The sequence below is a fragment of the Pontibacter sp. YIM B11418 genome, assembly GCF_059278805.1.
This window is the reverse complement of the sequence record NZ_JCAEMH010000003.1, coordinates 206,629-219,251: the sequence shown is the minus strand read 5'-3', so window position 1 is coordinate 219,251 and position 12,623 is coordinate 206,629. Positions and strand designations below refer to the sequence as shown.

The 12,623-nt window shown below is 49.5% G+C and carries 10 protein-coding genes; 8 read left to right on the top strand and 2 right to left on the bottom strand.

Annotated features, from left to right (window positions below):
- Nucleotides 1-84 precede the first annotated feature (84 nt).
- From pnp to bshB1, 5 genes are all read left to right on the top strand, one after another.
- A complete protein-coding gene (gene pnp, locus AC4QZR_RS08655) occupies nt 85-2,223 on the top strand; it encodes a polyribonucleotide nucleotidyltransferase (protein ID WP_494480551.1) in 2,139 nt (712 codons plus the stop codon).
- Nucleotides 2,224-2,417: 194 nt separating this feature from the next.
- Nucleotides 2,418-3,281, top strand: coding sequence for a sigma-70 family RNA polymerase sigma factor (locus AC4QZR_RS08650; protein WP_007656436.1), 864 nt, complete (start codon nt 2,418-2,420; stop codon nt 3,279-3,281).
- A gap of 172 nt (nt 3,282-3,453) precedes the next feature.
- Nucleotides 3,454-4,392: a thioredoxin-disulfide reductase gene (gene trxB / locus AC4QZR_RS08645; protein WP_494480550.1), complete on the top strand. Its 939-nt coding sequence runs from the start codon at nt 3,454-3,456 to the stop codon at nt 4,390-4,392.
- 135 nt (nt 4,393-4,527) lie between these two features.
- Nucleotides 4,528-5,574 (top strand): peptidoglycan DD-metalloendopeptidase family protein, encoded by a 1,047-nt coding sequence (locus tag AC4QZR_RS08640; RefSeq protein ID WP_494480549.1) that lies wholly within the window; start codon nt 4,528-4,530, stop codon nt 5,572-5,574.
- Nucleotides 5,575-5,588: 14 nt separating this feature from the next.
- Nucleotides 5,589-6,308, top strand: coding sequence for a bacillithiol biosynthesis deacetylase BshB1 (gene bshB1 / locus AC4QZR_RS08635; RefSeq protein ID WP_494480548.1), 720 nt, complete (start codon nt 5,589-5,591; stop codon nt 6,306-6,308).
- Nucleotides 6,309-6,388: 80 nt separating this feature from the next.
- On the opposite strand, the gene accC is transcribed toward bshB1, so the two are convergent.
- Nucleotides 6,389-7,888 (bottom strand): acetyl-CoA carboxylase biotin carboxylase subunit, encoded by a 1,500-nt coding sequence (gene accC / locus AC4QZR_RS08630; RefSeq protein WP_494480547.1) that lies wholly within the window; start codon nt 7,886-7,888, stop codon nt 6,389-6,391.
- Between the two features lie 210 nt (nt 7,889-8,098).
- Between accC and AC4QZR_RS08625 the strand changes: the two genes are divergently transcribed.
- Both AC4QZR_RS08625 and AC4QZR_RS08620 read left to right on the top strand, forming a co-directional pair.
- Nucleotides 8,099-9,337 (top strand): aminotransferase class I/II-fold pyridoxal phosphate-dependent enzyme, encoded by a 1,239-nt coding sequence (locus AC4QZR_RS08625; protein WP_188499620.1) that lies wholly within the window; start codon nt 8,099-8,101, stop codon nt 9,335-9,337.
- Between the two features lie 106 nt (nt 9,338-9,443).
- On the top strand, nt 9,444-9,635 hold the full coding sequence (locus tag AC4QZR_RS08620) for a BF3379 family histone-like protein (RefSeq protein ID WP_116543523.1): 192 nt from the start codon (nt 9,444-9,446) through the stop codon (nt 9,633-9,635).
- A 77-nt stretch (nt 9,636-9,712) separates the two neighbouring features.
- Here AC4QZR_RS08620 and tyrS read toward each other — a convergent pair whose 3' ends face one another.
- Nucleotides 9,713-11,017, bottom strand: a complete 1,305-nt coding sequence (tyrS, locus tag AC4QZR_RS08615; RefSeq protein ID WP_494480546.1) for a tyrosine--tRNA ligase — start codon at nt 11,015-11,017, stop codon at nt 9,713-9,715.
- A 417-nt stretch (nt 11,018-11,434) separates the two neighbouring features.
- Here tyrS and holA point away from each other — a divergent pair, with 417 nt between their 5' ends.
- Nucleotides 11,435-12,484 carry a DNA polymerase III subunit delta gene (gene holA / locus AC4QZR_RS08610; protein WP_494480545.1) on the top strand — a complete coding sequence of 350 codons (1,050 nt, stop codon included), beginning with the start codon at nt 11,435-11,437 and terminating at the stop codon, nt 12,482-12,484.
- Nucleotides 12,485-12,623: the final 139 nt, after the last annotated feature.

The following is a 12,623-nucleotide window of genomic DNA, read 5'->3' as shown; positions in this document are numbered from 1 at the left end:
TTCCCCTTCCTCTTTGCCAGTACCCCAGCAGCGGCTGCAAACGGTAGCCCTGTTCTATTTGATGCTAAAAAATAATAATTGAAGATGTCACAAAACGCGATCACAAAAACAATCTTTCTTCCGGATGGCCGGGAGATCATTATTGAAACTGGTAAATTAGCCAAGCAGGCCGACGGATCTGTCGTAGTGAAAATGGGTAACACCATGCTACTGGCAGCTGTTGTTTCTAACAAAGAAGCCCGTGAGGGAGTTGACTTTCTGCCCCTTTCTGTAGACTATCAGGAGAAGTTTGCTTCTTCTGGCAAAATCCCCGGTGGCTTCCTCAAAAGAGAGGCGCGCCTTTCTGACTACGAAATTCTGATTTCCCGTTTGGTTGACCGCATACTGCGCCCTATGTTCCCGGGTGACTACCATGCTGAAACACAAATGACGATAAATATGATCTCTGCTGATGCTGAGATTTTGCCGGATGCGCTAGCCGCCCTGGCAGCTTCTGCAGCGCTTGCAGTTTCTGATATTCCTTTCAACGGACCTATTTCTGAAGTACGCGTAGCGCGTATCGACGGTCAGTTCGTGATCAACCCAAAAGCTTCTGACCTGAAGAGCGCAGACATCGACATGATTGTGGGTGGCTCAATCGACAGCGTGGCGATGGTTGAAGGCGAAATGAACGAGGTTTCTGAAGAAGAGATGCTCGAAGCAATCGCTTTCGCACATGAAGCAATTAAGGTACAGTGCCAGGCGCAGATGGAGCTAGCTGAAATGGTTGGCAAACTGCAGAAGCGCGAGTACTCACACGAAACACACAATGACGAGCTGCGTCAGAAGGTATACGCTGCCACTTACGACAAGGCTTATGAAGTAGCCAAGCGTGGCCGTGCCAACAAGTCTGAGCGCAAGGAAGGATTTGCTTCTGTGCTGAACGAGTTTGTTGAGTCACTGGGCGAGGAGCATGGCTATGACATGGGCCTGATCAAAACTTACTACCACGACGTAGAGAAAGACGCCGTTCGCAAGATGATCCTGAACGACCGTGTGCGCCTGGATGGCCGTCAGCTGAACGAGATCCGCCCTATCTGGTCAGAGATCAACTACCTGCCAGCTACGCACGGTTCTGCCGTTTTCACACGCGGTGAGACACAATCCCTGACGACAGTGACATTGGGTACCAAACTGGATGAGCAGATGATCGACAGTGCGATGGTATCCGGATATAACAAGTTCCTTTTGCACTACAACTTCCCTGCTTTTTCAACAGGTGAGGTGAAGCCAAACAGAGGTCCTGGCCGTCGTGAGATCGGTCATGGTAACCTGGCACTCAGAGCGCTCAAGAAAGTGCTTCCTGCTGATTCTGAGAACCCATACACCATCCGTATCGTGTCGGACATTCTGGAGTCTAACGGCTCTTCTTCCATGGCGACCGTATGTGCCGGTTCACTGGCCCTGATGGATGCTGGTGTTCCTGTGAAGGATGGCGTTTCAGGTATAGCCATGGGCTTGATCACAGACGAGAGTACAGGCAATTTTGCCGTTCTATCTGACATCCTGGGCGACGAAGACCACCTGGGTGACATGGACTTTAAGGTGGCTGGTACCAGCAAAGGTATCACGGCCTGCCAGATGGACATCAAAGTACAGGGCTTGTCACACGATGTGTTGAGCCAGGCACTTGCTCAGGCAAGAGAAGGTCGTCTGCACATCCTCAACGAGATGAACAAGACCATTTCATCGCCTAACGCTGACTACAAGCCGCACACCCCACGCTCATTCAATATCGTGATTGACAAGGAGTTCATCGGCGCTGTAATCGGACCAGGTGGTAAAGTTATCCAGCAGATCCAGAAGGACACAGGTGCTACGATTATCATCGAGGAGAAGAACGATAAAGGCCATGTGAACATCTTCGCAAGCGACCAGGATTCTATGAATAGTGCCGTGAGCAAGATCAAAGGCATCGTGGCACAGCCTGAGATAGGAGAGGTTTACATTGGTAAAGTGAAATCTATTCAGCCTTACGGCGCCTTTGTAGAGTTCATGGCGGGCAAAGACGGTTTGCTGCACATTTCGGAGATCAAACACGAGCGCCTCGAGACTATGGATGGCGTGTTGGAAATTGGCGAAGAAGTGAAAGTGAAACTGATCGACGTAGATAAGAAAACCGGTAAGTTTAAACTGTCACGCAAGGCTATTCTACCTAAGCCAGGCGCCGAAGCGCAACAGTAATCCTATAATTTTTATACTCCTGATGCCCGTTCCGTATAAGGCGGAGTAGCATCAGGAGTATTACGTTTTGTCGTGGCGTAAATGCTTCTTGATTTTATTCTTAAAATGTAAGAACTTTGCGCGATTTTCTGATGTTACCACTCCGAGCCCGGAATTAAGATTTTCACATTTTTTTGTTATAACAATATACTCTGATGAGACAACTCAAGATAAGCAAACAGATCACCAACCGCGAAAGCCAGTCGCTGGACAAGTACCTTCAGGAGATTGGTAAAGTCGATTTGCTTACACCGGATGAGGAGGTATCGCTTGCTCAGAGAATCAAAGAGGGAGATCAGTTTGCACTTGAGAAGTTAACCAAAGCCAACCTGCGTTTCGTTGTGTCGGTGGCCAAGCAGTACCAGAACCAGGGTCTGTCACTAGGCGACCTTATCAACGAAGGGAACCTGGGTCTGATCAAAGCTGCCAAGCGTTTCGATGAAACAAGGGGTTTTAAATTTATCTCATATGCAGTTTGGTGGATCCGTCAGTCTATTCTGCAGGCATTGGCCGAGCAGTCTCGTATTGTGCGTCTGCCGCTGAACCGTGTTGGTTCTCTTAACAAAATTTCTAAGTCATTCTCTGAACTGGAGCAGAAGTTCGAGCGTGAGCCTTCTCCGGAGGAGATCGCTGAGGTGCTTGAACTGACGACCGCTGAGGTGGTTGACACACTCAAAATCTCTGGTCGCCACGTATCAGTGGACGCGCCATTTGTACAGGGTGAGGAAAACCGCCTGCTGGATGTGCTGGAGAACGAAGACGAAGAATCACCTGATACAGGTCTGATGAACGACTCGCTTCGCAAAGAAGTACAGCGCGCCCTGTCTACCCTTACCAAACGGGAGGCCGACGTAATCACGCTATACTTTGGTCTGAACGGTGAGCATTCACTGACGCTGGAGGAGATAGGTGAGAAGTTCAACCTGACCCGCGAGCGTGTTCGCCAGATCAAGGAGAAAGCTATCCGCAGACTGCGTCATACTTCCAGAAGCAAAGCACTGAAGCCTTACCTCGGTTAAGCCCATAAAATCATTGCAAAGAGCCCTGTCCGTAAGGTCCAGGGCTCTTTGCATTTCTAGCGGAAGAAGCCTGCTGTCTGCCGGGTTTGTGCTAATTAACACAGGAAGTATGCAGGCAGAGCATCATATTTTTTGTATACTTGCAACCAATTTCGAATAAGCCTCACATAACATGGAAATAGAAAAAGTAAAATGCCTGATCATTGGATCAGGCCCCGCTGGTTATACAGCAGCTATCTATGCTTCCCGTGCCGGACTTAACCCTGTGCTCTACCAGGGATTGCAGCCTGGCGGCCAGCTCACCATTACCAATGACGTAGAGAATTACCCTGGTTACCCTGATGGCATCAACGGCCCCCAGATGATGGAGGACTTCAAGCGTCAGTCAGAGCGTTTTGGAACTGATGTCAGGTATGGCATCGCGACAGCCGTGAATTTTTCTTCTCAGCCGCATAAGGTAACCATCGACGACCAGAAAGTGATCGAAGCGCATACCGTGATCATTTCTACCGGTGCATCGGCCAAATGGCTGGGTATGGAGTCAGAAGCCCGTCTGAATGGCAGCGGGGTAAGTGCCTGTGCTGTTTGTGATGGTTTCTTCTACCGCGGACAGGATGTGGCGATTGTGGGCGCCGGCGACACGGCCGCTGAAGAAGCAACTTACCTTGCCAACATCTGCAGCAAGGTATACATGATCGTTCGCCGTGACGAAATGCGTGCCTCTACCATCATGCAGGAACGCGTAAAGAAAACCAAAAACATTGAGATCCTTTGGAATTCAGTAACGGACGACATTCTGGGTGAAGACGCAGTAGAAGGAGTACGTGTGCGCAATGTGCTCACAGATGAACTGCGCGAGATTCCGGTGAAGGGATTTTTCGTGGCGATTGGGCATCAGCCAAACTCCGGTATTTTTGCTGACTACCTGAACCTGGATGAGAATGGGTATATCCGTACGATACCGGGCACGAGCAAAACCAATATAGACGGTGTGTTTGCCTGCGGCGATGTGCAGGACTTTACTTACCGACAAGCCGTAACGGCAGCCGGCTCAGGTTGCATGGCCGCTCTTGACGCAGAACGCTATCTGTCTGCGCAGGATTTGCACTAAATTTACCAGTAGGTTATACCTGTCAGGCATAATTTGTTCAGACGTGGCGGGAGATGACCACAATAAAATGGCGAGGCGGTAGTTAGTTTTGCGACATTAAGCTTAATAAATCTGCTCCGCCTAATATTCAATACAATGCTAAAGTATAAAGCACCCCTTACGATTGCACTCTTTTTGCTCTGTCTCGTTTCCGGGACGGGCAGTGCCTTTGCTCAGGGTAAGGTCAAAGATCTTTTTAAGGTAAAGTCGCCTAAAATAGATTATGTACGACCTGACACCACCATTTTGATCAAGTATGAAGAGTTTCCGGAGGATGATTCGGATGCTGGCAAGTCTATTTTCTTCAACCCAAAGAAACAGCTGTCCATCGTCAGTGAAGACACGTCTGAACTTGACTTAGGGGAGCAGCATATTGTAGAGGTATCAGAGGAAGTGCTGATCGACTCTACCTGGATCAAGATTGCAGGTTACTATGCCATATGGGATACCCGAAACATCAATCCCTACCGCATGGATGGCCGCCAGTTGAAAGACACAGTGGATATTACCCTGTATGACCCAAGAGTCAAGCGCGATTACAAAATGCCCTTGGAGAAAACGCCTGTGACCAGTCGTTTCGGTCACAGAGGGTATCGCTGGCACTATGGCACAGACATCGACCTTGACACCGGTGACTCTATTTACGCTGCTTTTGACGGGGTGGTACGTATCAACAAGTGGGACGGCGGTGGATATGGCAACTACATCGTGTTGCGCCATTACAATGGCTTGGAAACGCTTTATGGCCACATGAGCAGGACCATTGCGGAGACCGGCCAGTTTGTGAAGGCGGGGGAAGTAATAGGACTAGGCGGCAGCACCGGCCGTAGCTCGGGTCCGCACCTGCACTACGAGGTGCGCTATCAGGGCAATCCCCTGGACCCGGAGTTGATGTACGATTTTCCTGACTATCTGCTTAAGGGGCAAAGCTTCGTCATCACGTCAGCCTTATTCAACTATTACAACAAGTCGAAGAGCAGCAGCGGCGGCTCGCGTAAATCAAGCTACCATAAGGTGCGAAGCGGCGATACGCTGTCAGGTATAGCCAAGCGGTATGGCGTTTCTGTCAGCCAAATCACTAAACTGAACGGGATCAGCACGCGTACGACTCTGAAGGTGGGACGTTCGCTCCGAATCAAATAAGAAAGCAATTGTTAATGAAGTTAGATATACTTGCCTTTGCCGCACACCCGGATGATGTAGAGCTTGGCTGTGCCGGTACTCTCATTGCCCATATCGCCGCCGGTAAAAGCGCCGGGGTGGTAGACCTGACACGTGGAGAACTTGGCACGCGCGGCACACCGGAAGAGCGCCTGGCAGAAGCAGAGGACGCCGCCCGGATCATGGGACTTTCCGTGCGTGACAACCTGAACTTTGCAGACGGTTTTTTCGCAAATGACAAAGAGCACCAGTTGCAGATCGTGCGCAAAGTACGCCAGTACCAACCTGATATTGTGCTGATGAATGCCCTGCACGACCGTCATCCGGACCACGGACGCGGTGCGGCAGTAGTGGCGGAGGCCTGTTTTCTGGCCGGACTCAAAATGATTAAAACCTTGGGGGACGATGGATTGGAGCAGCAGGCTTGGCGCCCGAAGGCAACTTACAATTTCATACAGGACCGGTACATCAAGCCTGACTTTGTGATGGATGTAACGCCTTACTGGGAGAAAAAACTTGAAACCATCCGGGCATTCCGAACGCAGTTTTACAACCCTGACGACAGTTCACCTAACACTTATATTTCCTCACCTGAGTTTCTGGATTTCATAGAAGCCCGCGCCCGGGAGTATGGTCATGCCATTGGCGTAACCTTTGGCGAGGGCTTTTCCTCAGCCAAACAGGTAGGGGTTCGCAGCCTTTTTGATCTGGTTTAATTTTTTGAATAGAACATAAACAGAAGGGGCCGGTCTAATGACCGGCCCCTTCTGGTATTTTATGACCAAGCTATACCTGCTTATACCCTGTTTTTTCGCCAGTTAGAAACAGTTCCGCTCTGTGTGCCGCTGCTTGTCGTGCTCACTTTAGATTTGTTATTACCCAATAGCATTGCCGCCAATACAGCCGAAATCTCTTCCGCATCCTCAGTTGGCTTAGCCTCCAGTACGCTAGGGGTAAAATAGCGCTCAATGAATTTGGTGTCGAAGTTACCAGAAACGAAGGCCTCATGCTGCAGCACAAATTTGCCAAAAGGAAGCGTGGTCTCTATACCTGTGATCTTATACTCGTCAATCGCCCGCAGCATTTTCTCGATCGCTTCCTGACGATCTTTACCAAAAGTCACCAGTTTCGCTATCATCGGGTCATAGTAGATCGGGATATCCATCCCTTGCTCAAAGCCATCGTCCACGCGTACGCCAAGGCCCTGTGGGCGCACGTAGGTTTCCAGGCGACCGATGTCTGGCAGGAAGTTGTTGGCCGGGTCTTCCGCGTATACCCGCAGTTCCAGCGCATGTCCGTTTATTTGCAGATCCTCCTGGCGGAAGTGGAGCGGTTTGCCCTCGGCGATCAGAATCTGCTCTTTCACCAGGTCCAGGCCCGTGATCTGCTCGGTAACCGGGTGCTCTACTTGCAGACGGGTGTTCATCTCCAGGAAATAGAAGTTCAGGTTCTCATCCACCAGGAACTCTACCGTGCCAGCTCCTACATAGTCGCAGGCTCTGGCCACGTCCACGGCGCAGCGGCCCATTTCATCTCGAAGCTCGGGCGTGAGGACTGCAGAAGGCGCTTCCTCGATCACTTTCTGGTGACGGCGCTGGATGGAGCATTCGCGCTCAAACAGATGCACAATGTTGCCGTGCGTATCGCCCAGCACCTGTATTTCGATATGGCGCGGAGAACCAATGTATTTTTCAATAAAGACCGAACCATCGCCAAAAGCAGAAGTCGCTTCGCTGACAGCCAGTTTCATCTGTTCTTCGAACACCTCTACGCTTTCCACCACGCGCATCCCTTTGCCACCACCACCGGCGCTGGCTTTGATCAGGATGGGGAATCCAACGTTTGAGGCGATCACTTTGGCCTCTTCAACATCGGTTATGGCTTCCTCCGTGCCCGGCACCATGGGGATCTTATACCTTGCCACGGCAGCTTTGGCGGCCAGTTTGCTTCCCATCAATTCAATGGCTTCCGGGGAAGGGCCGATAAAGATCAGACCGGCTTCCTGCACCTGACGAGCAAAATTAGCGTTTTCTGAAAGGAAACCGTAGCCCGGGTGAATCGCATCAACCTGCATACGTTTACAGACCTCGATGATCACATCACCCCGCAGGTAGGACTCATTTGACTTGGGACCACCGACGCAAACAGCTTCGTCAGCGTATCGCACATGCAGGGCGTTACGGTCGGCCTCGCTGTAGACGGCTACTGTGCTGATACCCATTTCTTTGGCAGAACGCATCACGCGCAGGGCGATTTTACCACGGTTGGCTACCAGTATCTTGTTGATTTTTCTCATGCTGCAGCTTAGCTTTATTTTTACTTCAAAGAAACGGTATAACAGGCAAACTTAAAAATGAACTGCCGAAAAAGGGGAGGGAGCTGTATTAGAAATTGTTTATGAATCTATAAAATCATAAATTTGCAAGCAGTATAATATAAACTGAATATATAGTATAACCTACTACATAAAATCCTTAAATTATCCCGTAACTTAATTAAACACAAGGTGGATTTATTTGAAAAGTTGTTGACCAACAGAGGTCCGTTAGGCAGCCACTCACATTATGCGCATGGCTATTTCACGTTTCCAAAGCTTGAAGGGGAAATTGCCCCGCGTATGAAGTTCAGGGGCAAAGAGGTGCTTACCTGGAGCCTTAACAACTACCTGGGCCTGGCAAACCACCCGGAAGTGCGCAAAGCCGATGCCGAAGCCGCTGCGGCCTGGGGTATGGCGACGCCGATGGGTGCCCGCATCATGTCTGGCAACACCAATTATCATGAGCAACTAGAGTCGGAATTGGCGGATTTTGTGCAGAAGCCGGATGCCCTTTTGCTGAATTTCGGTTACCAGGGAGTGGTGTCTATTATCGATGCGCTGGTTGACCGCCACGATGTGATTGTATACGATGCCGAATCGCATGCCTGTATCATTGACGGCGTTCGTCTGCATCAGGGCAAGCGCTTTGTGTATTCGCACAACGATATGGCCAGCCTGGAGAAGCAACTGGAGCGTGCCACGCGCTGGGCTGAGAACACAGGTGGTGCCATTCTGGTGATCACTGAAGGTGTGTTCGGTATGTCCGGTAACCTGGGCAAGCTGGACGAAGTGGTGAAGCTGAAGGAGAAATTCAACTTCCGTTTGTTTGTGGATGATGCGCACGGGTTTGGTACTATGGGTAAGACCGGTGCCGGCACAGGTGAGCATTTAGGCTGCCAGGATGGTATAGACGTTTACTTCTCTACATTCGCCAAATCAATGGCCAGCATAGGTGCATTTGTTGCTTCTAACGAACAAGTGGTAGAGTACCTGCGCTACAACATGCGCTCTCAGATCTTCGCTAAGTCGCTGCCAATGCCATTGACTATTGGAGCCATCAAGCGTTTGGAGCTGCTGCGTACCCAGCCGGAGCTGAAGGACAAGCTTTGGGAAGTAGTACACGCCCTGCAGTCTGGTCTTCGAGAAAAAGGCTTCAATATCGGTACAACAGAGTCACCGGTTACGCCTGTATTCCTGAACGGTCAGATTCCGGATGCCACCCAGCTGACACTCGATCTACGTGAGAACTACAACATCTTCTGCTCTATCGTGGTTTATCCGGTTGTGCCAAAAGACGTGATTATGCTTCGCCTGATCCCGACGGCTGTGCATACCCTGGACGACGTGAAAGAGACAATCGACGCTTTTGAAAAGATTGCACAAAAACTAGATAAAGGCCTATACTCTAAGTCAGCAGTATCTGTTTAATTTGCTCTGGAGGCCTATATTAAAGTTTGCTAATCTTTGCATGTTATCATTTAATGTGTATATTGGAGCAGTAAAAACAAATGTTTCACTATAATTAACACCTCAAATGAACAACAACTTTAGCAAACTCAAGGACCTTGTAATGTCGTTGGAAGCTGACTTCGAAAAATTCTATGACAAAAACAATGCAGCTGCTGGTACACGAGTACGCAAAGGCATGCAGGACCTGAAAAACATGGCGCAGGACATCCGTAAGGAAGTTCAGGACATGAAAAACAGCACTCCAGAGAAGAAATAAGCTTCTTAAAGCACCAAAAAACAAGAAAGGTGATCTGCAAAGATCACCTTTCTTGTTTTTAAATGACTGTTTATCAATTAGTTAATGTAAATCAAGAAATAGTTTTTCTTTCCTTTTTGCACTACCAGGTATTTTTCCTGCAGCAGCTCGTAATTTACAGGTTCTTCCGTTCCCTGGATCTTCTGGCGGTTGATACTCACGCCCCCGTTCTTAATCATGCGCTTGGCCTCACCCTTCGATTCGAAAATATGGCCTCCTGTCACGTCAGAAAGCAGATCACTTACTGTGGCCGCTCTCTCGTAGTTATTTCTGCTTACCTCTATCTGCGGCACGCCTTCGAATACAGATAGTAAAACATCCTCTTTTAGGCCTTTAAGGGTCTCTAAATCGCCTTTTCCAAATAAAATTTCAGAGGCATCGACAGCTGATTTGTAATCTTCTTCTGAATGCACGCGAATTGTAACATCTTTAGCCAGCGCTTTTTGCAATACACGCAAATGAGGGGCCTGTTTGTGCTCTTCGGTCAAGCGCTCAATCTCGTCCTGAGGTAGCAGCGTGTATACCTTAATCAGCTTTTCAGCCTCTTCATCCGACAGGTTCAGCCAGAACTGGTAAAACTTGTAAGGGGAGGTATAGGTGGGGTCGAGCCATACGTTACCACCCTCGGACTTGCCGAATTTAGTACCATCTGATTTGGTCACCAGTTTGCCTACCAGGGCGAAGGCTTTGCCGTCGTCCATACGACGTATCAGTTCGGTTCCCGTCGTGATATTTCCCCACTGGTCAGAGGCACCCATCTGCAAACGCACGTTCTTGTTCTTGTACAGATGGTAAAAGTCGTAGCCCTGAATAAGCTGGTAAGAGAACTCCGTAAAGGAGAGGCCTTCGGCACGGTTGCCTTCTTCATCTGTGCTGATGCGTTTCTTCACCGAGTCTTTGGCCATCATGTAGTTTACGGTCAGGTGCTTGCCCACCTCACGCAGAAAACCCAGGAAGCTAAATTCCTTAAACCAATCGTAGTTGTTCACGATCTCTGCCGCGTTCTCACCGCAGTTGAAGTCGAGGAATTTCTCTAGCTGCTTTCGTATACCTGCCTGGTTGGCCTGCAGGGTCGCTTCGTCGAGCAGATTTCGCTCGGCTGATTTGCCGGATGGGTCGCCGATCATGCCGGTGGCACCGCCTACCAGCGCGATCGGCTTATGACCGGCACGCTGCAGGTGCACCAGCAACATAATAGTAGCCAGGTTGCCAATATGTAATGAGGAAGCGGTCGGGTCGAATCCGATATAACCGGTGGTTAAACCGGAAGCCAATTGTTCTTGTGTACCGGGCATGAAATCGTGGAGCATGCCTCTCCATCTTAATTCTTCTATCAGATTCATGTAAGCTTAAAAATCGTCAGTTTGGAGCAAATATAGGAAAGAGTTGGCAGATTCGCGGTCTGTAATTCCCTTAGGACCGAGTCATTCCGAAAACAACCTCAAGGTATAGCGCTTGCCATGTACAGCTGAAGCTATACCTGTTGTTTCATTTTGAAATTGCAACAGGGAATTTCTCTTGACTGCTAATATAAGCTTTTCACTTGCATCCAGTTAAAGCGCCTGGCTATACCTAAAGATTGAAGCTACAAGTAGAGGAGCCCCATATACACTGTCTTAATTATACAATAGGCAGGAAGAGGAGAACATATCGGAGGTTTATTCCTTTTTGGTCGTTGAGCCTTTCATTTGCAGCGCAGATACCTGTATATTTGGTGTCAGTATACCTGATCCGTCACCACCTTATACCTGACTAACACAATGTCGCACACCCCGGAGGGCATCTTGGAGCAATTAAAGAAAAGGCAGTTTGCGCCTGTGTATTTTCTGCAAGGGGAGGAGCCTTTTTATATTGACCAGATCGCTGACTTTATAGAAAAGCACGCGCTGCAAGAGCACGAAAAGGGCTTCAACCAGGTGGTGGTATATGGCAAGGACGTAGACGTAGCCACAGTGCTGTTGCAGGCCAAGCGCTTTCCGATGATGTCGGAGCGGCAGGTGGTGATCGTGAAGGAGGCGCAGAGTATTGTGGACCTGGAGCGGGAAGAAGGGATCAGACAACTGGAGGCATACCTGCAAAACCCACTGCCTTCAACCATCCTGGTATTCTGCCATAAGCACAAAACACTGGATGGTCGTAAGTCGCTGGGCAAGGTGGTGCAGAAACACGCTGTGCTGCTGACCACCAAAAAGCTGTACGATAACCAGGTGCCTGCCTGGATTACCGGTTATGTGAAGAGTAAAGGCCTGCAGATCAGCCCCAAAGCAGTGCTGCTCCTCAGCGAGTTTATAGGCGCCGACCTGTCTCGTCAGGCTAACGAGATAGACAAGCTGTTGATCAACTTGCAGCCCGGGCAGATGATCGACGAGCGGGTGGTGCAGGAGAATGTAGGCATCAGCAAGGAGTACAATATTTTTGAGCTGCAGTCGGCACTCATCGCACAGGATGCGCTCAAGGCCAACCGGATCGTGCAGTATTTTGAAGCGAATCCTAAAAATAACCCCCTCATACCTAACCTGAGTCTGCTCTTTACGTTTTTCACCAAGCTTTTGACCCTGCACCAGTCCGCTGATAAGTCAGAGTCTGGGGTGCGGAAGAGCCTGGGCAACCGGGGCTTCCTGGTAAAAGAGTACATGCTGGCGCTGCGGGTTTTTCCGCTCATGCGCGTGGTGGATATCATTCACCATATCCGGGTAGCCGACCTGCAGGTGAAGGGCATAAGTGGCGGCGATATGAGCGAATCAGAGATTTTAAAGGAACTGGTTTTCAAGATATTGCATCCGGTTCCGAGAACTTTGACCTCCCATTAAGCACAATTTCCTGCGATCAGCACAATATTTGCTGCTGCTGCGGCATTGTATAGAGGTGTGAGGTGTTTTCCGGTGCTTAGTTGCCGGATGTTTAACGCTTGTGGTTCGTGCGGTTATCGATTTTTAATTAACTTTGAGT